This window comes from Hylemonella gracilis, assembly GCF_004328645.1.
In the GTDB taxonomy this organism is placed as follows: domain Bacteria; phylum Pseudomonadota; class Gammaproteobacteria; order Burkholderiales; family Burkholderiaceae_C; genus Hylemonella; species Hylemonella gracilis_B.
The window spans coordinates 171,587-196,473 of the sequence record NZ_CP031395.1; the positions used below are offsets into that span (position 1 = coordinate 171,587).

Below are 24,887 nucleotides of genomic sequence, written 5' to 3' on the forward strand. Positions count from 1 at the left end.
CACACATGAACAAACCCTCGCTTGCCCATACCCTGGCCCGCCGCCCGCTCAGCACCCTGGCGCTGACGGTCGTCTCGGCGCTGTCCGCCCTGAGCTTCGCGCCCGCGGCCAAGGCACAGACCGAAATCCAGTGGTGGCACTCGATGACGGCCGTCAACAACGAATGGGTCAATGACCTGGCCAAGCAGTTCAACGAAAGTCAGACGGCCTACAAGGTCACCCCCGTCTTCAAGGGCACCTACGACGAGTCCATGACCGCCGCCATCGCCGCCTTCCGCGCCGGCAATGCGCCGCACATCCTGCAGGTGTTCGAAGTCGGCACGGCCACCATGATGGCCAGCAAAGGCGCCGTCGTTCCCGTGGGCAAGGTCATGACCGACGCGGGCTTCAAGTTCGACCCCAGCGCCTACGTGCCCGCCGTGGCCGGCTACTACACGGCCCCCAACGGCCAGATGCTGAGCTTCCCCTTCAACAGCTCGACGACCATCTTCTATTACAACAAAGACGCCTTCAAGGCCGCCGGTCTGAACCCGGACAAGGCCCCGACCACCTGGCCTGAAGTCGTGGCTGCGGCCACCAAGCTCAAGGACAGCGGTCACAAGTGCGCGTTCACCCCCGCATGGCAGGGCTGGACCCAGCTCGAGAGCTTCTCGGCCTGGCACAACGTGGAATTCGCCACCGAGCAGAACGGCTTGGGCGGCCTCGACGCACGCATGAAGATCAACTCGCCGCTGCACGTGCGCCATATCGAAACCCTGGCCAAGATGGCCAAGGACGGCAGCATGGCCTACAAGGGCCGCGGCAATAAGGCCGAAGCCAGTTTCGTGTCGGGTGAGTGCGCGATGATCACCACGTCCTCGGGCTTCTACGGCAATGTGTCCAAGAACGCCAAGTTCGCCTATGGCCTGAGCACTCTGCCTTACTACCCGGATGTCCAGGGCGCGCCGCAAAACACCGTGATCGGCGGCGCCAGCCTCTGGGTCATGAGCGGCAAGAAGGCCGAGGAATACAAGGGCGTGGCCACCTTCTTCAACTTCATCTCCACGCCTGAAGTGCAATCCGCCAGCCACAAGCGCACCGGCTACCTACCCGTCACCACCGCCGCCTACAAGCTGACCGAAGCCTCGGGCTTCTACAAGCAGAACCCCGGCACCGACGTGGCCGTGACGCAGATGATCCGCAAAGTGACCGATAAGAGCCGTGGCATCCGCCTGGGCAACTATGTGCAGATCCGCACCATCGAGGACGAAGAACTCGAGCAAGTCTGGGCCGGCACGAAGTCCCCCAAGGACGCCCTGGACAGCATCGTGAGCCGCGGCAACGAACTGCTGGAGCGCTTCGAGAAGGCTAACAAGTAAGCTTTACCGCTCCGATGGCAATCACCGCCATCCCGCTTTGGGATGGCGGTTTTTCTTTCACACCCTGGAAACCATGACGGCTCTGGCCTGGCTGCGCAACGATCTGCGCCTGCATGACAACCCGGCCCTGCACGCTGCCGCGGCGTTGCAGCAAGGCGTGGTCGCGGTCTACGTGCACTGCGACGCCTATGTCACGCGTTTCCCCATCGCACCCGCGCGGCTGGATTTCGTGCGCCGCCACCTGCGGCTGCTGACGTCGGCATTGGCGCGCCACCACATCGCCCTGCGGGTGCTGCGCGTGGCCCAGGCGGCGGAGATTGCACCCGCGCTGGCCCGGCTGGCCCAGGAACTGGGCATCAGCCACTGCTTCTTCAATGCCGAGTACCCGCTCGACGAGCTGACGCGCGACCAACAGGTCCATCAATTGCTGCGCGCCCAGGGCGTGACGGTGAAGCGCTGCCATGACCGGGTGGTCCTTCCCCCAGGCAAGGTGCGCAACGAGGCGGGCGCGCCCTACAAGGTGTTCACCCCCTACAAGCGCAAATGGCTACAGCTGGCCAGCCTGCTGCCCCTGCGCCCCCTGGAGGAACCCGCGCCGCAGGTGGCACTGCCCTGCCCGCCCGCCAGCGCGCAAGACATCGACCGCTTGTTCGAAGGCCACACGTTGCGCGACCTGGACGCGCTCTGGCCGGCCGGTGAAACCGTGGCCCAGGCCCGGCTACAACGCTTCATCTCACAGGATCTCGACCGCTACCAGACACAACGCGACCTGCCCGCCGTGGCCGGCACCTCCGGTTTGTCGCCCTACCTGGCCATCGGCGCGCTGTCGCCCCGCCAAGCCCTCGCGGCGGTGCTGTCTCGCACCGGCGGGGACTGGAACGCCAACCCGGGCGTGAGCACATGGGTCAGTGAGCTGATCTGGCGCGAGTTCTACCAGCACCTGGTGGTGGACTATCCCCAGGTCTGCATGCACCGCGCCATGCAGGTCCACACCGAAGCCTTCCCCTGGCGCCAGGCTCCCGAGGATTTCGCGCTCTGGCGCGAGGGCCGCACCGGCATCCCCATCATCGACGCAGCCATGCGCCAGTTGAACGCCACCGGCTGGATGCACAACCGCCTGCGCATGCTGGTTGCCATGTTTCTCAGCAAGAACCTGCAGATCGACTGGCGTTGGGGCGAACGCTATTTCATGGAGCAACTGATTGACGGGGACTTCGCGGCCAACAACGGCGGCTGGCAATGGAGCGCCTCCACGGGCACCGACGCGGCGCCCTATTTCCGCATCTTCAACCCCGTCACCCAATCGCAGCGCTTCGACCCGCAAGGTCAGTTCATCCGTGAGTGGGTGCCGGAACTGGCAGGCTTGAATGACAAAGCCATCCATGCGCCCCACCTCGCGCCCTCCGGTCCGCCACCCGGCTACCCGGTGCCCATGGTCGATCTGGGCGCCAGCCGGAAGGCCACCATCGCCCTGTTCGCCAGCCTGGGACAGGCCCAAGTTGCAGGCCCGGTCGTCCAGGAAAACTCGCTGTCCGACACAGGGCCCACACCCCACCGTCCCGGTTAGACTCCAGCCCCTATTCCCGCCCTGCCGGCGGCTTACACCAATACACGCATGGAAAAACGCGTCCTGTTCCGTTCCCGCTGGTTGCCCTGGGCCCTGCTGCTGCCGCAGTTGCTCATCATTGGCGTGTTCTTCTTCTGGCCCGCAGGCCAGGCCCTTCTGCAGTCCTTCCAGCAGCAGGACACCTTCGGCATGTCCACCGAATGGGTGGGACTCGAAAACTTCGAACGCCTGTTCAGCGACCCCCTCTACCTGGCCTCGTTCAAGACCACGGCCTACTTCTCGGTGCTGGTGGCGGTGATCGGCCTGTCGCTGGCCCTGCTGATGGCCGTCTTCGCGGACCGGATCGTGCGCGGCGTGATGGTCTACCGCACCCTGCTCATCATGCCCTACGCGGTCGCCCCGGCGGTGGCCGCCGTGATGTGGGTCTTCATGTTCTCGCCGTCCATCGGCCCCGTGGCCTGGGCGCTGGAGCGGGTCGGCATTCCCTGGAACCACCTGCTCAAGGGGGAGCACGCCATGGCGCTGATCGTGGCGGCGGCGATCTGGAAGCAGTTTTCCTACAACTTCCTCTTCTTTGTCGCCGGACTGCAGAGCATCCCGAAGTCGCTGATCGAAGCGGCCGCCATCGACGGCGCCGGGCCCTGGCGACGTTTCTGGACCATCCAGTTCCCCCTGTTGTCGCCGACCACCTTCTTCCTGCTGGTGATGAACGTGGTCTATGCCTTCTTCGACACCTTCGCCATCGTCGACGCCGCCACCAGCGGCGGTCCGGGCAAGGAAACCTCCATCCTGGTCTACAAGGTCTATTACGACGGCTTCAAGGCCATGGACCTGGGCAGCTCCGCCGCGCAGTCGGTGGTGCTCATGGGCATCGTGATCGCGCTCACGGTGATCCAGTTCCGTTATGTCGAGCGCAAGGTGAATTATTGAATATGGTTGAACGCCGTCTCACCCTGGGCATCCTGGCGCACGTGGTCCTGTGCCTGGGCGTCATCCTGATCGTCTTCCCGGTCTACCTGGCCTTCGTGGCCTCCACCCACACCTCGCAAGAGATCGTGCAGGCGCCCATGCCCATCCTGCCCGGAGACAACGCCTGGGCCAGCTACAAGGCCGCCCTGCTGGGTGAAGGTGCCGGCGGCGGCTCGCAGGCGGCGGTCGGCCGCATGATGTGGGTCAGCCTGGTCAGCGCGCTGATCATCACCATCGGCAAGATCGCGATCTCGCTGCTGTCGGCCTTCGCCATCGTCTACTTCCGCTTCCCCTTCAAGATGGCCTGCTTCTGGGCCATCTTCATCACGCTGATGCTGCCGGTCGAGGTGCGCATCGGCCCGACCTACCAGGTGGTGGCCGACCTGCACATGCTCAACGGCTACGCGGGGCTCACGGTACCGCTCATTGCCTCGGCCACCGCCACCTTCCTGTTCCGGCAGTTCTTCCTGACGGTACCGGACGAATTGGTGGAGGCCGCGCGCATGGACGGCGCGGGCCCCATGCGCTTCTTCAAGGACGTGCTGGTGCCGCTGTCGGCCACCAGCATCGCGGCCCTGTTCGTGATTCAGTTCATCTACGGCTGGAACCAGTACCTCTGGCCCCTGCTGGTCACGACCAAGGAAGACATGTACCCGGTGGTCATCGGCATCAAACGCATGCTCTCGGGCGGCGACGCGGCCAATGACTGGAATGTGGTCATGGCCACGGCCATCCTGGCCATGCTGCCGCCGGTGCTGGTGGTCATATTGATGCAGAAATGGTTCGTCAAGGGCCTTGTGGACACGGAGAAATAAACATGGCGGCCATCTCGCTGCGCGACATCATCAAACGCTACCCTTCCACCGTGAAGGGCCAGAAGGGCAACCAGGTCATTCATGGCGTCAACGCCGAAATCGCCGATGGCGAATTCATCGTCATCGTCGGCCCCTCGGGCTGCGGCAAATCCACGCTGCTGCGCATGGTCGCGGGCCTGGAGGAAATCTCCGACGGCACGATCTCGATCGGCAACCGCGTGGTCAACAATCTGGAGCCGGCTGAGCGCGACATCGCCATGGTGTTCCAGAACTACGCGCTCTACCCGCACATGAGCGTGTTTGACAACATGGCCTACGGACTGAAGATCGCCAAGGTGCCCAAGGACGAGATCAAAGTCCGGGTGGACAAGGCCGCGGCCATCCTCGAACTGGGCCACCTTCTGGACCGCAAGCCCCGCCAGCTCTCGGGTGGCCAGCGCCAGCGCGTGGCCATGGGCCGCGCCATCGTGCGCCAGCCCCAGGTCTTCCTGTTCGACGAACCGCTGTCCAACCTGGACGCCAAGCTGCGCGCCCAGACGCGCCTGGAGATCCAGAAGCTGCACCGCGAACTGGGCATCACCAGCCTCTTCGTGACGCACGACCAGGTCGAGGCCATGACATTGGCGCAGCGCATGATCGTGATGAACGCGGGCGTGATGGAGCAGTTCGGCACGCCGCAGGAGGTCTACCACCGCCCGGCGTCGACCTTCGTCGCCAGCTTCATCGGCTCGCCGCCCATGAACCTGCTGAAGCACGCACCGGGCGTGAAACCCGGCGCCATCCTGGGCGTCCGCCCCGAACACCTTCGCATCGCCAACCGCGGTGAAGGCTGGGAGGCACGACTCGAAACCCAGGAGCTGCTCGGCGCGGAACGCCTGCTCTACACCCGCGTGGGCGAGGAACAGGTCATCGTGCGCGTTGACGAAAGCCAGGTCACCCCCACGCCGTTCGCCAACGGCACGACCGTGCACCTGCAGTTCGCGCCGGAGCACATCCACCAGTTCGACGCGGCCAGCGGCAAGCGCCTGTAAACGCAGCCGCCCCCAACCCGGACAACGCCCATGCCCGCCTCCTTCGGCAACACCCAAGCCTGGCCCTACCCGCGCTGGATCGCTCACCGGGGCGCCGGCAAGCTCGCGCCCGAGAACACCCTGGCCGCCTTCCGCCTGGGTGCCTCGCACGGCTACCGCATGTTCGAATGCGACGTGAAACTCTCGGCCGATCGCGTGCCCTTCCTGATGCACGACGCGACCCTGGAACGCACGACGGACGGCCCGACGCAATTGCGCGTCGGCACGGACGGCGCCTCGGGTGACCACGCCAGCATGGTCGGCGGAGACTACCCCTGGAGCACGCTGTCGCGGCTGGACGCGGGCCGCTGGCACAGCCCGGCCTATGCGGGCGAGCCCTTACCCAGCTTCGAAGCCATCGCCAGCTACTGTCTGACCAACCAGCTGTTCCTCAACATCGAGATCAAACCCACGCCGGACACCGAAGAGGAAACCGGCCGGGTCGTGGCCGAACACGCCGCGCGACTCTGGCAGGGCCAGCCGGTCCCGCCTTTCCTGACCTCCTTCCGCCCCGAAGCGCTGGCCGCCGCCAAGGCCGCGCGGCCCGAGCTGCCGCGTGGCCTGCTGATCGACACCCTGTGGGACGGCTGGCTGGCCACCGCCCAGGCCCTGGGCTGCGTGGCCGTGGTCTGCAACCACAAGCTGGCCGACGCGACCTACATGGCCCAGCTGCGCCGGGCCGGCCTGCGCGCCCTGTGCTACACGGTCAACGACGAAGCCAATGTGCAACGCCTGCTCGCCCTGGGCGTGGACGGCATCATCACGGACCGGGTCGATCTGTTCAAGCCGAGCTGAACGCCTGAGACGCTGACGTCGCCTGGCCACGCTCACGGCAGGCAAGCCTGGCCTGCCCAATCAAGGCGCATCGGCCGGCAGGGCCGCCACGCGTTCCAGCAGCAGTTCGCGCTCGCGGACGTTCGCGGTCAGGGCCACGGCCCGCATCAGCTCCGCGCGGGCCTCCGCGTAACGACCCAGCTTCGTCAACAAATCGGCGCGTACGCTGGGCAACCACTGGTAATGGCGCAAGGCCGGGGCATCGCGCAGCGCGTCCACGATCTCCAGCCCCGCCCGCGGTCCGCGGGCCATGCCCACGGCGACCGCGCGGTTGAGCTCCACCACGGGTGAAGGCCGGACGCGGGCCAACACGGCATACAGCTCGGCGATGCGCGCCCAGTCCGTGGCCTGTGCCGTGGCCGCGCGTGCATGGCAGGCCGCGATGGCTGCCTGCAAGACATAAGGACCTGGCAACACACCTCCTGCGTCGGCCATGCCCTCGATCAGCGCCTCGGACCGCGACAGGGCCGCCAGCCCACGCCGGATCAGCAGGTGGTCCCAGCGCGCGCGGTCCTGGTCTTGGAGGAGGATGGGGCGGCCTTCGCGGTCGGTGCGGGCCGCGAGCCTGGATGACTGAAGTTCCAGCAAGGCCACGAGGCCCTGCGCCTCGGGCTCGCGTGGGGCCAGTTCGGCCAGCATGCGCGCCAGCCGCAGCGCCTCCTGGGTCAGCGCCGGCCGCATCCAGTCCTCGCCCGTGGTGGCGGTGTAACCTTCGTTGAACACGAGGTAGATCACCTCCAGCACCGAAGCCAGCCGGGGCGCCAACTCCGCACCGCGAGGCACTTCGTAAGGCACCTGGGCCTCGGCCAGCGTGCGCTTGGCGCGCACGATGCGCTGGGCGATGGTGGGCTCGGCCACCAGGAAGGCCCGGGCGATCTCGTGCGTGCTCAGGCCTCCCAACAGTTTCAGCGTGAGCGCGACCCGCGCCTCGGCCGACAGGACCGGGTGGCAGGCGGTGAAGATCAAGCGCAGCAGGTCGTCGCCGATGTCATCCTGCCGCGCCGCATCCAGCGCGTCCACGAAATCGGGCACGACCAGGGCTTCCTGGGCCTCCAGATCGGCCCCCAGCGCCTGGAGTTTCTCGTCGCGCATCTTGCCGTGGCGCAGGTGGTCCAGCGCCCGGCGCTTGGCCGTGGTGGTCAGCCAGGCGCCGGGCTTGTCCGGAATGCCGTCGCGCGGCCAATGCTCCAGCGCCGCGACCAGCGCGTCTTGCGCCAGTTCCTCGGCCACGCCAAGGTCGCGCACCAAACGCGCGACCACCGCGACGATGCGCGCCGACTCGATGCGCCAGACCGCGGCGATCGCCTGGTGGGTGGCCGAATGCATCCCTTCAGTTTTGCGGAGCGTCCAGGGCGGCCGGATCCATCCACACCGGTTCCCAGATGTGGCCGTCCGGGTCACAAAAGGCGTGTGCGTACATGAAGCCGTGATCTTCCGGGTCACGCGCGCTGCGGCCACCGTGGGCCAGGGCCTTGCGCACCAGTTCGTCCACCTCGGCCCGGCTGTCGCATGACAAAGCCACCAGCACCTCGGTGGTCTGGCGCGCGTCGGCGATGGTGGTGCCGCGCAGAAAGCTCTGGAAGAAGGGCTTCACCAGCAGCATCACGAAAATGTCCTCGGACACCACCATGCAGGCGCCCTGCTCGTTGGTGAACTGCGGGTTGAAGTCGAAACCCAGGGCCCGGAAAAAGGCCTGGGAACGGGCCATGTCCTCGATGGGCAGGTTGACGAATATCTTGTGGGCCATGATGGGTCTCCTCGTGATTCCTGTCACATGTCGATCTTGCGGAAGCGCTCGGCCGTGGACTCCGACAGCAAGCCATCGAAGTCCTCCATCTCGAAGAGTTGTCGCACCTCGACGTGGCAGGGCACGCCCTCATTGATGGGGTTTGGAAAGCGGCGCGTCCATTCCAGCGCTTCCTCGCGGCTGCGGGTCTGGATCAGGGTGTAGCCAGCAACCAGCTCCTTGCTCTCGGCGAAGGGGCCGTCGATCACGGTCCGCTTGCCATCGGCGCCGTACTGCACGCGCCAACCTTTGCTGCTGGGCTGCAGGCCGGACCCGTCGAGCAGCACACCGGCCTGGGCCAGTTCCTCGTGGTAGGCCGCCATGGCGGCGAAGACGGGTTCCGGATTGTCGGGAAAACGGCCGGCCTCGGAATCGGCGGTGGCCTTGACGATGATCATGAAGCGCATGGGAATCTCCTTTCTTGGCGGTTCATTCCCACGACGAAAGGCGCGGAACGGAATCGACAGGCTGCACAAAAAAATATGCGGGATTCAGGAAGACTCGGCCAAGGCCTTCAGATCGGACAGCCCCGCCTCGAAGTCGGTGCCCACCATGCGGTCCATGTCGATGAAGACATGCATGACCTTGGCCATGAGGGGCAAGGGGCCCACGCCCTCCATGGCCCAACTCACCTCGGTCAGGCCATCCCCCTGGGGAACGAGCGTGAAAGTCACGCGATTGTGCGCCTCGAAGGGCTCGTGCATGTCCAGGGTCATCACCACCCGCTGGGGCGCGCTGGACTCGACGATCGCGATGCTGCCCCGGCCCACGGTGCGGGCATTCCCCTCGAAATCGAGGGCCGCGCCCGGGCCGGCCTCGGGTCCGCGGTAGCGGGAAGTCATGCCCGGATCCTTCTTCATGTAAGGGTTCCAGATGTTGAAGCGGCGCAGGTCGTTGATCAGCGGATGGATGCGCTCGGCGGTCGCCTGGATGCGCAGGCTGCGCCGCACCTGAAAGCTGTCGGACTGGCGTGACGCGTACAGCAGCAAGGCGACCACGGCCAACGCCAACACGGCGACAAGGGCCAAGAGGGATTTGACGATCATGGGACAACTCCTGAGAACGGGCCGGACATCGGCCCCTGCCCTCACGACGAAGCAGTCCCCGCCAAATCGACAGGACCACGACCCAGCGCCGGAAAAACTTCAGGTCCGGTTCAGGCCTTCGACCGCCTCAGAGGAAACAGGGCCCCAACTCCCGCACCTCCACGGTGGCCCACTCGGCCGCCGGGCAGGCCAGGGCGATCTCCACCGCCTGCTCACGGGTCGGGCAGTCCAGCAGGAAGTACCCGCCCACCATTTCCTTGGCTTCGGCAAAGGGTCCGTCCAGCACCTGGGCCACGCCGCCGGCACAAGCGCGCGCGACACGGGTCGCCGTGCGCTGCGAAGCCAGGGATTCGGCGCCGCGCAGCAGGCCACGGGCCTGCAGGTCGGCCGCATAGCGCTGCATGCGTTCGTAGGCCACCCGGCCCTCGGCCTCGCCGCGGGCTTCTCGTTGCCCGATGGGCTCCAGGATCAACAGCATGTACGGCATCGGCACTCCGAAAGTGTGGGAATGAGAGATTCTGCTCAGGCCGGGCGCCAGCCACGCACCAGAACCCATTGCAGGGTGCCCGCGCCCACCACCAGAGCCACGTACGAGGCCATCTGACCGTCGTGTCCGAATTGCCAGAAGCAGACGGTGAGCACGGCCAGTCCCAACAGCCAATGCGCCAGCATCTGCCCCCACCAGGGCAGGATGGCCGCGCGCCGCCCCAGCAGCAAGCGTCCCAGAAGCGGCAGCAGCAGGGCCAGCACGGTCGCCGGCGCGGCAAAATTGAGCCCGTGCCAAAGCAGGAGAGAAGACGAATCGGAAGGGTTCATGGTGGGGTTCTGTCGGGTGCGGCCGCAAATTTTATAATCCAGCCCTCTCGCAACGCATCACGCACTCACCACTACTCCATGGCCGTCTGGGCTCTCGGCATCAACCACACGACCGCGCCGCTGGATCTGCGCGGTCGATTTGCTTTTGCGCCTGAGCAATTGCCCCCGACTCTGGACAAACTGCGCGCGTCCTTGCGCACCGCACCGCAGGGTGGTCTGGCCGAGGCGGCCATCCTGTCCACCTGCAACCGGACCGAGATTTACTGCGCCAGCGAGGCGGCTGAAATCACGCCCACCTTGCAGTGGCTGGCGCAGAGTGGCGGCATTTCCGCCGAGGAACTGCGCAGCCACACCTACACGCTGCAAGGCGACGAGGCAGCGCGCCACGCCTTCCGCGTGGCCAGCGGGCTGGATTCCATGGTGCTGGGCGAGGCGCAGATCCTGGGCCAGATGAAGGACGCGGTGCGCGCCGCCGAGGAAGCCGGCGCGCTGGGCCAGACATTGAACCAGCTGTTCCAGCGCAGTTTTGCGGTGGCCAAGGAAGTGCGCAGCTCCACCGAAATTGGCGCGCACAGCATCAGCATGGCCGCCGCCGCCGTGCGGCTGGCGGCCAATCTGTTCGAGGATCTGCGACAGATCCGCATCCTCTTCGTCGGCGCGGGCGAGATGATCGAGCTGGCCGCCACGCACTTCGCGGCCAAGAACCCCACCTCCATCGCCATCGCCAACCGCACCCTGGAACGCGGCGAGGCCCTGGCCACCCGCTTCGGCGGCGAGTCCATGCGCCTGGCCGACCTGCCGGCGCGCCTGCACGAATTCGACGCCGTGATCTCCTGCACCGCCAGCACCCTGCCGCTGATCGGCCTGGGCGCGGTCGAGCGGGCGCTCAAGCAACGCAAGCATCGCCCCATGTTCATGGTGGATTTGGCCGTGCCGCGCGACATCGAACCCGAAGTGGGCCAGTTGGGGGATGTCTATCTCTACACCGTGGACGACCTCGCCACCGTGGTGCAAGCCGGCCAGGCCCAGCGCCAGGCAGCCGTGGCGCAGGCCGAAGTCATCATCGACACTGGCGTGCGCAACTTCATGCACTGGATGGACCAGCGCGACCCGGCGAATGGCGTGGTCTCTCTCATCCAGCAACTCAACACCCAGGCCGACAGCTGGCGCGCCACCGAACTGGCCCGCGCGCGCAAGCTCATGGCCAAGGGCGAAAGCATGGACGCCGTGCTCGAAGCCCTGGCGCGCGGCCTGACGCAGAAGATGCTGCACGGCGCCCTGGCCGAATTGAACGCGGGCGACAGCACCGCGCGCGAGCGCGCGGCGCAGGCCATCCAGCGCATCTTCCTGCGCAAAGAGCGTTAACCGTTGAAAGACTTCCTGCGTCAGCAGCTGGAGCGTTATGCCCAGCGCCTTGAAGAGCTGAACTTCCTGCTCAGCCGCGAGGACATCATGGCGGACATGAAGCAGTTCCTCGCCCTCTCGCGCGAGCACAACGACGTCACGGCCATCGCGGGGCGCTACGCCGAGTACCGGCAGCGCGAAACCGATCTGGCCAGCGCGCGCGAAATGCTGGCGGAACCGGACATGGCGGAAATCGCCCAGGAAGAGATCACCGCCGCCACGGCCGATCTGGCCCGACTGGAAAATGAATTGCAACGCCTGTTGCTGCCCAAGGACCCTGACGACGAGCGCAACGCCTTCCTTGAAATCCGCGCGGGCACGGGCGGCGACGAGTCGGCCCTGTTCGCGGCCGACCTGCTGCGCATGTACACGCGCTACGCCGACCAGCGCGGCTGGAAGACGGAGATCATGAGCGAGTCGCCGAGTGAACTCGGTGGCTACAAGGAAGTGGTATTGCGCATCGACGGCAGTGCTGCCGACGACAGTGGCGTCTACGGCGATCTGCGCTACGAATCCGGCGGGCACCGCGTGCAACGCGTGCCCACCACCGAAACCCAGGGACGCATCCACACCAGCGCCTGCACGGTGGCCGTGCTGCCCGAACCCGACGAACAGGAAGCGGTACAGATCAATCCGGCTGACCTGCGCATTGACACCTTTCGCGCCAGCGGCGCGGGTGGCCAGCACATCAACAAGACCGACTCGGCCGTGCGCGTCACGCACATCCCGACCGGCATCGTCGCCGAATGCCAGGACGACCGCAGCCAGCACCGCAACAAGGCCCGGGCCCTGCAGGTATTGGCCGCGCGCATCCACGAAAAGGAGCGCAGCGAGCGCGCCGCCAAGGACGCGGCCACCCGCAAGGGCTTGGTCGGCAGTGGGGACCGCAGCGACCGCATCCGCACCTACAACTTTCCGCAAGGGCGGCTGACCGACCACCGCATCAACCTCACGCTCTACAAGCTGGGCCTGGTGATGGAAGGCGCGCTCGACGACGTGGTCCAGGCCTTGCGGCAGGCACGCGAAGCCGAGCAATTGGCCGACCTGGAAATTGCCCAGCGCTGACCTGCCTCGCGGCTCGCGCCCCGGCGTCCGGTGCCAGGGTACAAGCGATTTGCCCCACGTTAACGGGTGCTTTACGTCCCAGGGTTCTAATAAGCGCCATGCAGATACAACAAGCCCTCAGCACCGCTTGTTCCTCCTTGGGCCTGGAACGGCTGGACGCGCAACTGCTGCTGCTGCACGCCCTGGACAAACCGCTGGTGGACCGTGCCTGGCTGATCGCGCATGACACGGACACCCTGGCCCGCCCGGCCGAAGTGCGCTACATCGAGCTGGCGCGCCGGCGCGCCGCGGGCACGCCACTGCCCTACCTGACGGGCAACATCGAATTCCACGGCATGCCGCTGCACATCGACAGCCGCGTGCTCATCCCCCGGCCCGACACGGAAACGCTGGTCGATTGGGCCCTCGCATGCCTGCATGACAGCCGCGTCGCCGACGGCCCCATTCCCCAGATCATCGACCTGGGCACCGGCAGCGGCGCCGTGGCCCTGGCGATCGCCCGCTTCCTCGTGCAGACCGGACAGGCTGGCGCAGTCCATGCCCTGGACGTCAGCCCCGATGCACTGGCGCTGGCCCAGGCCAACGCCGAGCGTCTGGGTCTGCCGGTGCAGTTCATGCTGGGCGCCTGGCTCACCGGCATCAGCGCGCGCTACGACCTCATCGTGTCCAACCCGCCCTACATCGCCGAAAGCGATCCTCACCTGGACGCACTGGGGCACGAACCCCGGCTGGCGCTGATCTCCGGGCCCGACGGTCTGGATGCCATCCGCACCATCGTGCGGCAAGCGCCAGACCATCTGCAACCCGGCGGCTGGTTGCTGCTGGAGCATGGTTGGGACCAGGCCTTGGCCGTGCGCGAGCTGCTCGCGCAGGCAGGCTTCACGCAGGTGCAGTCTCGCCGCGACCTGGCGGGCATCGAACGCTGCAGTGGGGGTCGCTGGCCAGGCTGAAGGCAGACACTCCGCAATCTCGCTGCGGAACACCACGCTCGGGACACGCGGCGCATCGCACATTGAGTCCTCCTTGAGGCATCAATTGAGTCTGGTTTTCAATCCGAATCCGATTTCTTAAGACCTTGGTTTTGTATTCGCGCAATGCTGCATGAGAATCCCGCTTTCCATTCGCGTACCGGAGTCTCCTCATGCAGGGCCAACAACAAATCATCCATACCCTCAACGAGCTGCTCGCCGGCGAGTTGACCGCAGTGGATCAATACCTCCAGCACGGCGAGATGTACGCCGACATGGGCTTTCACCGTCTGGCCACCCAGGCGCTGCATGAATCCGAGCACGAGCGCCAGCATGCCCGCGCGCTGATCCAGCGCATCCTGTTCCTCGAAGGCAAACCCGATCTTTCCAAGCGTCACGCGCTGAAGATCGGCTCGAACGTGCCGGACATGCTCAAGGCCGACCTGGCGGTCGAATACAGCGTGACCGCCGAGTTGAAGAAGGCCATTGCCGCCGCCGAGCAGGCGCAGGATTACGTCACCCGCGAAATGCTCGTCGTGCAGCTCGACGACACCGAGATGGACCATGCCTACTGGCTGGAAAAGCAGATCCGCCTCATTGACATGGTGGGCCTGGCCAACTACCAGCAGAGCCAGATGGGTGAAGCGAACGACGGCACCGCCGCGACCTGAAGGAGTCCGCCATGCAAGGCAACAAGAAAGTCATCGAGGTTCTGAACAAGGTGCTCAAGAACGAGCTGACCGCGATCAATCAGTATTTCCTGCACGCGCGCATGTTCCGCAACTGGGGACTGGAAAAACTCAACGACTATCAATACAAGCAGTCGATCCGCGTGATGAAGGAAGCCGACGAATTGATCGAGCGCATCCTGTTTCTGGAAGGGCTGCCCAATCTGCAGGACCTGGGCAAGCTGCGGATCGGCGAAAACCCGGTCGAATGCCTGCAAAGCGATCTGAAGTGCGAAACGGAAACCCAGCGCCCGCAACTGCTGGCGGCCATCGCGCTGGCCGAGCAGTGCGAGGATTACGTGAGCCGCGATCTGCTCGAAGAATTGTTGGAGCACTGCGAGGAGGCCATCGACTGGCTGGAAACGCAGCAACGCCTGATCTCCGACGTCACTCTGCCCAACTATCTGCAGGCGCAGATGGGTGAGTCATCCTCATAAGCCACTGATTCAGCGGAGCGCCCAGCGCCAGCTTGATTTGCCAAAAAGCCAGGGCCGCTGATGCGGCCCTTTTAGCTGGCAACGAAGAAGGCGTGTGCGCTAGACGGCGGCCATCCAGGTCACGGGCTGTGCACCCGGCATCTGCAGGGCCTGGCTCAGATGCGCCAGCTTGTGGCTGGGCCGACATTCGGACCATAGCGCGCGGGCACAGTCCTCACATTTGCCACATTGCGTCGCGACACCCAGCTCCAGCTGGATGTCGTCGAACTCGGCCCCAGACCGCGCCGCATGGGCGATCGTGTGGTCGGAGACGCGGTGGCAAACACAGACAATCATGGCATCCAGATCCTTGGAAACTGCACGGGCTGTAGACGTGCAGATCATAACGCACACAAATGATAATGGTTTGTAATACCACCACAAACCCTAGGCCAACCCACTCATCCACGCCCTTTTCCCCCGGTCATGGGCCAAGCACCCCGCTCGGAACAGGGGCGGAACTTCCGGCTTAGCACTCAATCGAAGAGAGTGCTAATATCTTGCGGAACTGCTCTTGAAAGGAGTGCTGGAATGACCGCCATGACCGCTGTATCCACATCCTCGGCCCCCTCTGCGGCGCTGGCCGTCGCCAACCCGTGGGCGCTGGTGCCCCCGCTGGGCAATCTGGACGCCTACATCACGGCGGTCAATCGCATGCCCATGCTGACGGCGGAGGAAGAGCAGGAATTCGCACGCAAGTTCCGAGACCACAACGACCTCGACGCTGCGGGCAAGCTGGTGCTGTCCCACCTGAGGCTGGTGGTCGCGACCGCGCGCCAGTACCTCGGTTATGGCCTGCCGCACGGCGACCTGATCCAGGAAGGCAATGTGGGCCTGATGAAGGCCGTCAAGCGCTTCGACCCCGACCAGGGCGTGCGCCTGGTCAGCTATGCGCTGCACTGGATCAAGGCCGAGATCCATGAATACATCCTGAAGAACTGGCGCATGGTCAAGGTGGCGACCACCAAGGCCCAGCGCAAGCTGTTCTTCAATCTGCGCTCCAAGAAGCAAGGCTACAAGGCCGCCAGTGCCGCCGATTCCGCCCTGACGGACGGCATCGACTCGGCCACCCACCGTGAGACCCTGAGCGAGCACGAAATCGACCAGATGGCGCGCGAGCTGAACGTCAAGCGCGAGGATGTCATCGAGATGGAAACCCGTCTGTCCGGTGGCGACGTGATGCTGGACCCCGGTCCGGGCGAAGACGGCGAAGACAGCTTCGGCCCCATTGCCTATCTGGCCGACGCGGGCGATGAACCGACGGCGATGATCGAGGCTCGCCAGCGCGACCGCCTGGCCAGCGACGGTATTGCCACTGCCCTCGCGACGCTGGATGCGCGCAGTCGCCGCATCGTGGAGGAGCGTTGGCTCAAGGTCAACGACGACAGCTCGGGCGGCATGACCCTGCACGAGCTGGCAGCCGAGTACGGCGTGAGCGCCGAACGCATCCGCCAAATCGAGGTGGCCGCCATGAAGAAGATGAAAACGGCGCTGGCGGAATACGCCTGAACAAGGACCGAAAACCCGTCGGTCTCGACATCTGAAACCGCGCCGTTCTTGCTGTCCCATCGGAAAGGCCCTGGACCATACCCAGGGCCTTGTTTGTTTCACCATGACTCCAGCACCGGGTCAGTTCCAGGTGATCGTCACCCATCAAGCTGCCTGTGAGACCTGATCTCACATGCGATTCACTTCATTTGATGTTGCCTATCGCGCGGTCAGACTCTGCGCCTTCGAGCATCAGCGTAGGTTCCTCGACGCGCGAGAAGCGCCCTTCGGCATCCAGTTCCGCAGCTGGCGGACTGTACCCTGCGCCGTCTTTGCCGTCACGACCATTCGGCTTCACTCCCTCACCGCTGCGCCTGCGGCGCGGCGGTTTCTTACTGAAGCAGTTGCCGAATGTCCGCCGTCAGCGACTCCACACCGCTGCCGTAACGGGCGTAAAGACGCAGACGCCCCTGCGGGTCATACAGGTACAGGCCGGCCGAATGGTCCATGGTGTAGCTGCCTGGGGTCTTGCCTTCGACCTTCTTGTAATACACCTTGTAGTCCTTGGTCAGCGCGGTCAGCTGTTCGGGGTTGCTGGCATAAAGCGCCAGGAAGCCGGGGTCAAAGGCCGCCATGTAGTTCTTCATGATGGCGGGCGTGTCGCGTTCAGGGTCCACGGTGACAAAGAGGACTTGCAGCTTGTTCCCATCCCCACGGCCATCCGCGTTCAAGGCCTGCTTGACGGCGACCATTTCACTCATGGTGGTCGGGCACACATCCGGGCATTGGGTATAGCCGAAGAACATCGCGACGACCTTGCCCTTGAAATCGGCCAAGCTGCGCTGATGGCCGTCATGGTCGGTCAGGCTGAAATCCTTCGCATACTCCGCACCAGTGACGTCGATGGCGTTGAAGGCGTTCTGCCGGCTTTCCGAGCAGGCGACAAGGAGCAGGACCGCGCACAGTGCGCACAGCAGTTTTTTCATGGTGAGCCTCACAACAGGTAGTGATCGAGCAGCAGCGCGGCGAACAAGGCGCTCAGGTGGATGAGTGAAAACCGGAAGGTCTTGCGGGCCAGTGCATCCGAATAACTGCGCCAGAGTTTGAAGGCATAGAGGAAAAATCCCAGGCTCAGCACGAACGCGGCGGCCAGATACAGCCAGGAACTCATGCCGAAAATGAAGGGCATCAGGCAGGCGGCGAAAAGCACCAGTGTGTAGAGCAGGATCTGCAGGCGTGTGAATTCGTTGCCATGCGTCACGGGCAGCATTGGCAGACCGGACTGGCGATAGTCCTCCACGCGGTACAGAGCCAGCGCCCAGAAATGCGGTGGCGTCCAGAGAAAGATGATCAGGAAAAGGATCAACGCCTCGGGGCCAACCTGCCCCGTCATCGCGGCCCAGCCCAGCACTGGCGGCATGGCGCCGGACGCACCACCGATCACGATGTTCTGCGGCGTCAAGGGCTTGAGGATGACGGTGTAGACCACCGCGTAGCCGACGAAGGTGGCAAAGGTCAGCCACATGGTCAGGGGGTTGACCCAGACGTAGAGCACGACCGAACCCGCCACGCACAGCAGCGCCGAGAACAGCAGGCTCTGCCAGTCGGCGAGCTCGCCCTTGGCGGTTGGCCGCCAGGCCGTGCGCTTCATCTTGGCATCGATGCCTTTTTCCACCAGGCAATTGAAGGCCGCTGCCGCGCCCGCCACCAGCCAGATGCCGACGCAGGCCAGCACCATCAGGCGCAGCTCGGCCCGACCTGGCAAGCCCGGCACGGCCAGCACCATGCCGATCAGGGCGCAGAAGACGATGAGCTGAACGACCCGGGGCTTGGTCAGCGCATAGAACTGTCGAAAGAGGGAAGGCGACATCGGCGTCGCCACGGAGGTACTCATGCGGACTCCTTCGTGCGCGCGACAACGACGGCGGGCATGGAAGCCGAGGCCAGCCCCCACACCAGCAGCACCAACAGAGCGGCGGCGCCGCCGGTGTGCAGCAGGGCCGCCAGCAAGGGCCAGCCCAACACCACATTGGACAAACCCGTCAGGAACTGCAGCAGCAGCACGCCCGCCAGGGCATCCGCCATGCGCCGCCAGGCGGGCAAGGCCCGCAAGCGCCATGCGAGCCAGGCCAACACGACGATCACGGCATAGGCGACCAAACGGTGCGCGTAGTGGATGGCCGTCAAGGCGGCAAAAGTGATGTGCTCACCGGCCGCCGTCTTGCCCAAGGCGCGCCAGAACTCGAACCCCTGCGCGAAATCCATGTCCGGCCACAAGCTGCCTTGGCACAGCGGGAATTCCGTGCACGCCAGGACCGCGTAGTTCGTGCTGACCCATCCGCCCAGGGCGATCTGCAGGACCAGCAGGGCAAGCCCCAGAACCAAGGCCCTGCGCAAGCCGTGTGGCATGGCGACCGCCCTGGCACGCAGGGTGCCATCGTCGTGCCACTGGGCATAGCGCACCGCTTGCCAGCTCAGCAGGGCCAACAAGAGCAGCGCGCCCAGCAGATGCAGGGTCACGATCGCGGGGAACAACTTCATCGTGACCGTGAGCGCGCCAAAAGCCCCCTGCACGCAGACCCAGAACAGCGTCAACATGGCCCACCCCGGATGCAGAGGCCCAGACCACCGGCCCTGCGCGCCGCCGGCGCCCTGTCCATCGGAACGCCGCCCGCGCAGGTACACCCACCAGGTCGCGACCGCCAGCACCAGGATGAGCACGCCCACGCCGGTGGCGAGGTAGCGGTGGATCATCTCGACCCAGGCCTTGCCGTGTGTCACGGGCCCCGTGGGCATGACCTCCTGGGCGGCGCTGATCTGCGCCCGCGCGCCAAACGGGCTGGCTTCGCCATAGCAGCCCGGCCAGTCCGGACAGCCCAGGCCCGAATCGGACAGGCGAGTAAAAGCACCGAACAAGGTGAGGTCGAAGGTCAGGAACAGCGTCAGCAGCGTCAGCGCCTGCAAACTACGCAGGGGACTGGTCACCCTGGCACGCTTGCGCCGCAGCCAAAGCCAGGCCAGTGGCACGGCGGCAATCAGCAGACCCAAACCCATCAGGTACAGGACAGGCCCCCAGTCGTACAAGGTCGTGTGGGTCAAGGCGTCGTGGTTCATCGCGTTCATCGCCCCCTCAATGCCCGATCGGCTCCCGGCCTTCCTTGTCCCAGGACGAGGACGCCCGCAACAGTCGCTCCAGGTCTCGCTTGGCCTTGGCCGCGGTATCCACCGTCATGGGAGCGGGAAAACGCATCATCCAGTTGCCCATCGGGTCGACCAGATAAATGTGGTCCTCCAGGGCATGCCCGGCTGCCGGCGACAGCCACCCCGACAGGATTTCGGGGGGAACGCGCAACACCGTGGCCTGTTTCAACCCCGTCAAAGTCTCGGACAGCGCTTGGGCATCGTTGATCAGCCAGACCCAGTCGATTCGGTCCTTCTCACGTCCCATGCCCTCGCGCAACTGGCGCTGGAAGTACAGTCTCTGCTGACAAGCTTCGTCACAGGCGCCCCCACCGACACTCAGCAGCAGCCACTGGCCCTTGAGGCTGTCGAGTTGCACGGTCTGTCCACTCATCAGGTCCACGGCCTGTGCCTGCGGCACCGTGCGCTGCGGGTTGATCAGCTCACCGAAGTTGCGCCGCCCCTCGGGTCGGATCACGTAGTAGGTGAAATAGGAGGCCACCACCGGCGCGGCACACACCAGCAACACCATCAGCATCTTCCAGCGGCCCACGCGGGTACGGCGAGCCGCCTGCTCACTCCCTGCGAGCGCAGGCCCCGGTTCAGGCAAGCCGTGGACGGTCAGACCCAGCACCTGGTCGTGGTCCGCGCGACCGGAGTCAGAGGGCATCGTCGGCGCGGCCCCGGCCGCCGAATCGGAGCCGGGGGAAAAATCGGGGGAAAATTTGGAACCAGGCATAAAGAAAAACCATCAAGGCGCAAAGGCCGAACCACTGAAACGCATAGCCGTAATGCCGGTCCACGCCGCTGTCTGGCTGTGGCCAGTCGCGCAGCAGGCCATCGACTTGTGCGCTGTCGGACTCCGCTTTGCTTTGTTGAATGGACAAGCCCGCCAGCGGTAAACCGGTTTCCGCGCGAAAAGCGTCCAAGTCCAAATTCTGCCGGATTGGACCATGCTCGGCCCCGCCAAGCTCATAAAGCCGTGCCGGCGGCGGCGACAAGACCCCGCGCACCTCCACCAGGCCGGTCGGCGTGTTGAGTTCGGGCAGGCGGGTTCGGTCTTCGAAACTGCGCGGTGCCCAGCCACGCTGCACCAGCAGCACGCCGCCTGTACTCAGGCGCAAGGGCGTCACCACGTAAAAGCCCGGTCGACCTTGCATCTGGCGGTTGTCCAGCCAGACGGTGTAGTCGGTCAGCCAGACACCACGGACCAGAACCCGGCGATGCAGCAATGCCGTCGAGGCCTCGTGCGCGGTCACGGTTGCCGCGTCACCCCCCGTGGCGTCGAGCAGTGGCTCGCGGGCACGGGCGTCGATCGCGGACTGCAAGGCCTCTTTCTGCGCGGCGCGGCTCAATTGCCAGCGCCCGAGCGACGCCGTCACCGCCACGCCCAGCACGGCGGCGACCGTCACCCACCAGAAGCGGGTGCCCAATCTCAGGCAATCCGGCCTCACGCGATAATCCCCGCCATGAAATACATCGTCGCCCTGGCTTTTCTTGCCATCCTCGCCAGCCTGGGTTCGGCCCTGTTCTTCATGATGAAGGACGGCCGCAACGGGCAACCCAAGACCGGTCGCATGGCCCGTGCCCTGGGTTTTCGCGTGGGGTTTTCCATCCTGATCTTTCTTTGCATCCTGCTGGCCTGGAAGTTGGGCTATATCCACCCGACAGGTATCCCCGCAGGTCAATAAGACTTCACCACCCAAAAGACAAAAGCCGCTGATCGATATTCAGCGGCTTTTGTTGTTTGCAGCCCGGATTACAGCCAGTACACCAGGATGTAGAGGCCCAGCCAGACCACGTCCACGAAGTGCCAGTACCAGGCTGCGCCTTCAAAACCGAAGTGCCGTTGCGGGGTGAAGTGACCCTTCATCAGGCGCAGCGTGATGAAGAACAGCATCAGCATGCCGACGAACACGTGCAGGCCGTGAAAGCCGGTCAGCATGAAGAAGGTGGAGCCATAGACGCCCGAAGACAGCTTGAGATTCAACTCACTGTAGGCATGGAAATACTCGTAGCCCTGCACGAACAGGAAGGTCAGGCCCAGCAGCACAGTGATCCACATGTAGCCGATCGTCTTGGCACGGTTGCCCACCTGCAGGGCGTGGTGGGCGATGGTCAGCGTCACACCCGAAGTCAGCAGCAGAGCGGTGTTGATCGTGGGCAGCCAGAAGGGGCCCATGGTCTGGAAAGGCTCGATGATGCCAGCCGGCGAAGCCGTCGCACCCGCAGCCATGCTGGGCCAGACGGCCTTGAAATCAGGCCAGAGCACGGCATTGTCCAGGCTGCCCAGGGCGGGCACGGAATGCACGCGCGCCCACCAGAGGGCGGTGAAGAAGGCACCAAAGAACATGACTTCCGAGAAGATGAACCAAGTCATGCTCCAGCGGTAGGAGATATCGATCTTGTGTCCATACTGGCCGCCTTCGCTCTCGTGGATGGCGTCACGGAACCACTGGTACAGCACCGTCAGCCACCAGACCAGGCCCAAGGCCAGGGACCATTTACCCCAATCGTGCCCGTTGACCCACTGACCCGCGCCGAGAATGACGAAGAACAGGCCGATGGACGCCATCACGGGATGGCGGGACGGACCCGGCACAAAGTAGTACGGGGCGCTGCCGTGTGCGGTGGTTGAACTCATGTTTACTCCAATCCTTCGCTTGGGTTTTCTTTTGGAATCAGAAAGTTTGCTGGAACCGTCGTCTATGCCGACACGGCGAACTTGACCACCAGCATCAGGATGCCGATCAGAATGAAGACGCCGACGATGCCGGCCGCGATCAGGTGGTACGGCTTCAGGCGCCCGATGTCCTCCTGGAATTCCTTGCCTCGGCGAATGCCGAGAAAGGACCAGGCCACGGCCTTGACCGTCGCCCAGAAGGACGAGTTTTTCTCACGGGTCTGGACCACGGGATCGCTCATGAGGCCCCCTGCTCGTCGGTCTTGCTCGCGGCGGTGGGCGCAGGCGGTGTCTTGCTGCCGACTTCGAAGAAGGTGTAGGACAGGGTGATGGTGGTCACATCCCGGGACAGCTTGGGATCGATCACGAAGACCACGGGCCATTCCTTCTTCTCACCTGGCGCCAGGGTGTATTCGTTGAAGCAGAAACATTCCAGCTTGTTGAAATGCGCGGCTGCCTGGCGGGGTGCATAGCTGGGAATGGCCTGGGCGGACATGCGCCGATCCTGCACGTTCTGGAACTCGTACATCACGGTCACCAACTCGCCCGGATGCACCTGCATGGAATTTTGCGCGGGCTTGAACCGCCAGGGTCCACGCGCGTTCGAGTCAAATTCGACCGTGATGGTGCGGCTGGCGTCGACCTGCGTGTTGTTGGTCACCTGCGGACGGCTCAGGCCACGCTCGCCGATGGCCAACACGTTGATGCCAGTGAACTCGCAGATGGCTTGGTAGAGCGGAACCAGGGCGTAGCCAAAGGCAAACATGCCCGCCACGATCACCGTGAGCTTGCCCACCATGCGCAGATTTTCACGTCGCAGGTTCATCGTCACGCCACTCCGCGCTCAGTGTCCGAAGAAGACGAACTTCGCCACGAAACCGCAGAAGAACACCACGGCCACCGACGCCAGGATCAGGCCCAGGCGAAGGTTGGCTTTTTTCTGTTCAGGTGTCATTGCCATGGCGGACTCGTCCTTTGCTCGGGGCGCGACGCTCAACCCACGATCTTGGTCGCCGTGGCGTCAAGCTTGGGCGGCGTTTCGAAGGTATGGAAGGGAGCAGGCGACGGCACTTCCCACTCCAGGCCTTCGGCGGCTTCCCACGGCTTCTGGGGCGCCTTTTCACCCTGACCGCGCATGGCCGGCAGCACGACGAAGAGGAAGAAGTAGACCTGCGCCAGACCGAAGCCGAGGGCACCGACCGAGGCGATCGCGTTGAAGTCGGCGAATTGCATCGGGTAGTCGGCGTAACGGCGCGGCATACCGGCCAAGCCCAGGAAGTGCATCGGGAAGAAGGTGATGTTGAAGGCGATCATGGACCACCAGAAATGCAGCTTGCCGCGGAACTCGCTGTACATCACGCCGGTCCACTTGGGCAGCCAGTAGTAGACGCCGGCGAACATGGCGAACAGCGAACCAGCCACCAGCACGTAGTGGAAGTGGGCCACCACGTAGTAGGTGTCCTGCAACTGGATGTCGATGGGTGCCATCGAGAGGATCAGTCCGGTGAAGCCGCCCATCGTGAACACGAAGATGAAACCCACGGCCCACAGCATGGGCGCTTCAAAGGTCATGGAGCCGCGCCACATCGTCGCCAACCAGTTGAAGATCTTCACGCCAGTGGGCACGGAGATCAGCATGGTGGCATACATGAAGAACAGCTGACCCGTCACCGGCATGCCCGTGGCGTACATGTGGTGCGCCCAGACGATGAAGGACAGGATGGCGATGGAAGCGGTCGCATACACCATGGAGGCATAGCCGAACAGCTTCTTGCGCGCGAAGGCCGGCACGATGGCGCTCACGATGCCGAAAGCCGGCAAGATCATGATGTACACCTCGGGGTGACCGAAGAACCAGAAAATATGCTGGTACATCACCGGGTCACCGCCGCCGGCCGGGTTGAAGAAAGTGGTGCCGAAGTGGCGATCCGTCAGCGTCATGGTGATCGCACCAGCCAGCACGGGCATCACGGCGATCAGCAAGTAGGCGGTGATCAACCAGGTCCAGCAGAACAGCGGCATCTTCATCAGCGTCATGCCGGGCGCGCGCATGTTCAGGATGGTCACGATGATGTTGATCGAGCCCATGATGGACGAGGCGCCCAGGATGTGCATGGCGAAAATGCCGGCATCCATGGAGGGCCCCATCTGCAGGGTCAGCGGCGCGTAAAGCGTCCAGCCCGCGGCGGGCGCGCCACCAGGCATGAAGAACGAACCCACCAGCATCAGCGCGGCGGGAATCATCAGCCAAAAGCTGAAGTTGTTCATGCGGGCGAAGGCCATGTCCCCGGCGCCGATCTGCAGCGGAATCATCCAGTTCGCGAAACCGACGAAGGCCGGCATGATGGCGCCGAACACCATGATGAGGCCATGCATGGTGGTGAGCTGGTTGAACAGTTCGGGATTCACGATCTGCAGACCAGGCTGGAACAGTTCGGCGCGGATCAGCAAGGCCAACACGCCGCCGATCATCAGCATCGTGAAAGCGAACAGCAGGTACAGCGTGCCGATGTCCTTGTGGTTGGTCGCGAAGACCCAGCGCCGCCAGCCCGTCGGGGCATGGTGGTGATCGTCGTGGTCATGGGCATGACCGGCATGGTGGGAATGGTCGAGAACGGCGCTCATGGTGACTTC

30 protein-coding genes are annotated in these 24,887 nt (G+C 64.5%); 13 read left to right on the forward strand and 17 right to left on the reverse strand.

From position 1 onward, the window contains the following. The first annotated feature begins 5 nt into the window (after window positions 1-5). The 6 genes from ugpB to ugpQ all read left to right on the forward strand — a co-directional run bounded on the left by ugpB (window position 6) and on the right by ugpQ (window position 6,574). Window positions 6-1,358, forward strand: coding sequence for a sn-glycerol-3-phosphate ABC transporter substrate-binding protein UgpB (gene ugpB, locus DW355_RS00765; protein WP_131277041.1), 1,353 nt, complete (start codon window positions 6-8; stop codon window positions 1,356-1,358). 73 nt (window positions 1,359-1,431) lie between these two features. Beyond that, on the forward strand, window positions 1,432-2,925 hold the full coding sequence (locus DW355_RS00770) for a cryptochrome/photolyase family protein (RefSeq protein WP_131277043.1): 1,494 nt from the start codon (window positions 1,432-1,434) through the stop codon (window positions 2,923-2,925). A gap of 48 nt (window positions 2,926-2,973) precedes the next feature. Beyond that, window positions 2,974-3,855, forward strand: a complete 882-nt coding sequence (ugpA, locus tag DW355_RS00775; protein WP_131277046.1) for a sn-glycerol-3-phosphate ABC transporter permease UgpA — start codon at window positions 2,974-2,976, stop codon at window positions 3,853-3,855. 2 nt (window positions 3,856-3,857) lie between these two features. Beyond that, window positions 3,858-4,709, forward strand: a complete 852-nt coding sequence (ugpE, locus tag DW355_RS00780; protein ID WP_131277049.1) for a sn-glycerol-3-phosphate ABC transporter permease UgpE — start codon at window positions 3,858-3,860, stop codon at window positions 4,707-4,709. Window positions 4,710-4,711: 2 nt separating this feature from the next. After that, on the forward strand, window positions 4,712-5,740 hold the full coding sequence (locus DW355_RS00785) for a sn-glycerol-3-phosphate import ATP-binding protein UgpC (protein ID WP_131277052.1): 1,029 nt from the start codon (window positions 4,712-4,714) through the stop codon (window positions 5,738-5,740). 30 nt (window positions 5,741-5,770) lie between these two features. Next, window positions 5,771-6,574, forward strand: coding sequence for a glycerophosphodiester phosphodiesterase (gene ugpQ / locus DW355_RS00790; protein ID WP_131277055.1), 804 nt, complete (start codon window positions 5,771-5,773; stop codon window positions 6,572-6,574). Between the two features lie 60 nt (window positions 6,575-6,634). Here the strand turns inward: ugpQ and DW355_RS00795 are convergent, their stop codons facing one another. From DW355_RS00795 to DW355_RS00820, 6 genes are all read right to left on the reverse strand, one after another. Further along, complete coding sequence (locus DW355_RS00795) at window positions 6,635-7,939, reverse strand: RNA polymerase sigma factor (RefSeq protein ID WP_131277058.1); 1,305 nt, start codon at window positions 7,937-7,939, stop codon at window positions 6,635-6,637. Window positions 7,940-7,943: 4 nt separating this feature from the next. Beyond that, the gene (locus DW355_RS00800; protein ID WP_131277061.1) at window positions 7,944-8,360 is read right to left on the reverse strand and encodes a VOC family protein; all 417 of its coding nucleotides are present in this window, start codon (window positions 8,358-8,360) and stop codon (window positions 7,944-7,946) included. Between the two features lie 23 nt (window positions 8,361-8,383). Beyond that, window positions 8,384-8,806 carry a YciI family protein gene (locus tag DW355_RS00805; protein ID WP_131277064.1) on the reverse strand — a complete coding sequence of 141 codons (423 nt, stop codon included), beginning with the start codon at window positions 8,804-8,806 and terminating at the stop codon, window positions 8,384-8,386. 84 nt (window positions 8,807-8,890) lie between these two features. Next, window positions 8,891-9,445, reverse strand: a complete 555-nt coding sequence (locus tag DW355_RS00810) for an SRPBCC family protein (RefSeq protein WP_131277068.1) — start codon at window positions 9,443-9,445, stop codon at window positions 8,891-8,893. Window positions 9,446-9,572: 127 nt separating this feature from the next. Continuing rightward, on the reverse strand, window positions 9,573-9,932 hold the full coding sequence (locus DW355_RS00815) for a YciI family protein (RefSeq protein WP_131277071.1): 360 nt from the start codon (window positions 9,930-9,932) through the stop codon (window positions 9,573-9,575). Window positions 9,933-9,967: 35 nt separating this feature from the next. Then, complete coding sequence (locus DW355_RS00820) at window positions 9,968-10,261, reverse strand: hypothetical protein (RefSeq protein WP_131277074.1); 294 nt, start codon at window positions 10,259-10,261, stop codon at window positions 9,968-9,970. A gap of 78 nt (window positions 10,262-10,339) precedes the next feature. Here DW355_RS00820 and hemA point away from each other — a divergent pair, with 78 nt between their 5' ends. The 5 genes from hemA (at window position 10,340) to bfr (DW355_RS00845) (ending at window position 14,863) form a co-directional block, all read left to right on the forward strand. After that, complete coding sequence (gene hemA, locus DW355_RS00825) at window positions 10,340-11,626, forward strand: glutamyl-tRNA reductase (RefSeq protein ID WP_131277077.1); 1,287 nt, start codon at window positions 10,340-10,342, stop codon at window positions 11,624-11,626. A gap of 3 nt (window positions 11,627-11,629) precedes the next feature. Beyond that, on the forward strand, window positions 11,630-12,730 hold the full coding sequence (gene prfA, locus DW355_RS00830) for a peptide chain release factor 1 (protein WP_131277081.1): 1,101 nt from the start codon (window positions 11,630-11,632) through the stop codon (window positions 12,728-12,730). Between the two features lie 98 nt (window positions 12,731-12,828). Further along, window positions 12,829-13,680: a peptide chain release factor N(5)-glutamine methyltransferase gene (prmC, locus tag DW355_RS00835; RefSeq protein ID WP_131277084.1), complete on the forward strand. Its 852-nt coding sequence runs from the start codon at window positions 12,829-12,831 to the stop codon at window positions 13,678-13,680. Window positions 13,681-13,871: 191 nt separating this feature from the next. Beyond that, window positions 13,872-14,369 carry a bacterioferritin gene (gene bfr / locus DW355_RS00840; protein WP_131277087.1) on the forward strand — a complete coding sequence of 166 codons (498 nt, stop codon included), beginning with the start codon at window positions 13,872-13,874 and terminating at the stop codon, window positions 14,367-14,369. 11 nt (window positions 14,370-14,380) lie between these two features. Beyond that, window positions 14,381-14,863: a bacterioferritin gene (gene bfr / locus DW355_RS00845; RefSeq protein ID WP_131277090.1), complete on the forward strand. Its 483-nt coding sequence runs from the start codon at window positions 14,381-14,383 to the stop codon at window positions 14,861-14,863. 99 nt (window positions 14,864-14,962) lie between these two features. On the opposite strand, the gene DW355_RS00850 is transcribed toward bfr (DW355_RS00845), so the two are convergent. Next, entirely contained in the window at window positions 14,963-15,199 is a 237-nt protein-coding gene (locus tag DW355_RS00850; protein WP_131277094.1) for a (2Fe-2S)-binding protein, read from the reverse strand. A 234-nt stretch (window positions 15,200-15,433) separates the two neighbouring features. Here DW355_RS00850 and rpoH point away from each other — a divergent pair, with 234 nt between their 5' ends. Continuing rightward, a complete protein-coding gene (rpoH, locus tag DW355_RS00855; RefSeq protein WP_131277097.1) occupies window positions 15,434-16,411 on the forward strand; it encodes an RNA polymerase sigma factor RpoH in 978 nt (325 codons plus the stop codon). Between the two features lie 371 nt (window positions 16,412-16,782). Here the strand turns inward: rpoH and DW355_RS00860 are convergent, their stop codons facing one another. Genes DW355_RS00860 through DW355_RS00880 form a run of 5 tightly spaced genes read right to left on the reverse strand, consistent with a single transcriptional unit; the run spans window position 16,783 to window position 21,003 of the window. Next, a complete protein-coding gene (locus tag DW355_RS00860) occupies window positions 16,783-17,376 on the reverse strand; it encodes an SCO family protein (RefSeq protein ID WP_131277100.1) in 594 nt (197 codons plus the stop codon). Window positions 17,377-17,384: 8 nt separating this feature from the next. Beyond that, window positions 17,385-18,284: a heme o synthase gene (gene cyoE / locus DW355_RS00865; protein WP_131277103.1), complete on the reverse strand. Its 900-nt coding sequence runs from the start codon at window positions 18,282-18,284 to the stop codon at window positions 17,385-17,387. Next, window positions 18,281-19,504 carry a COX15/CtaA family protein gene (locus DW355_RS00870; protein WP_131282114.1) on the reverse strand — a complete coding sequence of 408 codons (1,224 nt, stop codon included), beginning with the start codon at window positions 19,502-19,504 and terminating at the stop codon, window positions 18,281-18,283. The genes cyoE and DW355_RS00870 overlap by 4 nt, the downstream gene beginning before the upstream one ends. Before the next feature lie 16 nt (window positions 19,505-19,520). Next, the gene (locus DW355_RS00875) at window positions 19,521-20,240 is read right to left on the reverse strand and encodes a hypothetical protein (protein ID WP_207388054.1); all 720 of its coding nucleotides are present in this window, start codon (window positions 20,238-20,240) and stop codon (window positions 19,521-19,523) included. Then, window positions 20,230-21,003 (reverse strand): SURF1 family protein, encoded by a 774-nt coding sequence (locus DW355_RS00880; RefSeq protein WP_242671267.1) that lies wholly within the window; start codon window positions 21,001-21,003, stop codon window positions 20,230-20,232. Before DW355_RS00880 ends, DW355_RS00875 begins: the two co-directional genes overlap by 11 nt. 36 nt (window positions 21,004-21,039) lie before the next feature. Here DW355_RS00880 and DW355_RS00885 point away from each other — a divergent pair, with 36 nt between their 5' ends. Further along, window positions 21,040-21,261: a twin transmembrane helix small protein gene (locus DW355_RS00885; RefSeq protein WP_207388055.1), complete on the forward strand. Its 222-nt coding sequence runs from the start codon at window positions 21,040-21,042 to the stop codon at window positions 21,259-21,261. Between the two features lie 68 nt (window positions 21,262-21,329). Here DW355_RS00885 and DW355_RS00890 read toward each other — a convergent pair whose 3' ends face one another. The 5 genes from DW355_RS00890 to ctaD form a co-directional block, all read right to left on the reverse strand. Further along, window positions 21,330-22,214, reverse strand: a complete 885-nt coding sequence (locus DW355_RS00890; protein WP_131277112.1) for a cytochrome c oxidase subunit 3 — start codon at window positions 22,212-22,214, stop codon at window positions 21,330-21,332. Window positions 22,215-22,276: 62 nt separating this feature from the next. Then, window positions 22,277-22,495: a DUF2970 domain-containing protein gene (locus tag DW355_RS00895; protein WP_131277115.1), complete on the reverse strand. Its 219-nt coding sequence runs from the start codon at window positions 22,493-22,495 to the stop codon at window positions 22,277-22,279. Further along, window positions 22,492-23,079 (reverse strand): cytochrome c oxidase assembly protein, encoded by a 588-nt coding sequence (locus DW355_RS00900; protein WP_131277118.1) that lies wholly within the window; start codon window positions 23,077-23,079, stop codon window positions 22,492-22,494. The genes DW355_RS00895 and DW355_RS00900 overlap by 4 nt, the downstream gene beginning before the upstream one ends. A gap of 18 nt (window positions 23,080-23,097) precedes the next feature. After that, a complete protein-coding gene (locus tag DW355_RS17950) occupies window positions 23,098-23,208 on the reverse strand; it encodes a cytochrome oxidase small assembly protein (protein ID WP_242671350.1) in 111 nt (36 codons plus the stop codon). A gap of 38 nt (window positions 23,209-23,246) precedes the next feature. Further along, complete coding sequence (gene ctaD, locus DW355_RS00905) at window positions 23,247-24,878, reverse strand: cytochrome c oxidase subunit I (RefSeq protein ID WP_131277121.1); 1,632 nt, start codon at window positions 24,876-24,878, stop codon at window positions 23,247-23,249. Window positions 24,879-24,887 lie beyond the last annotated feature (9 nt).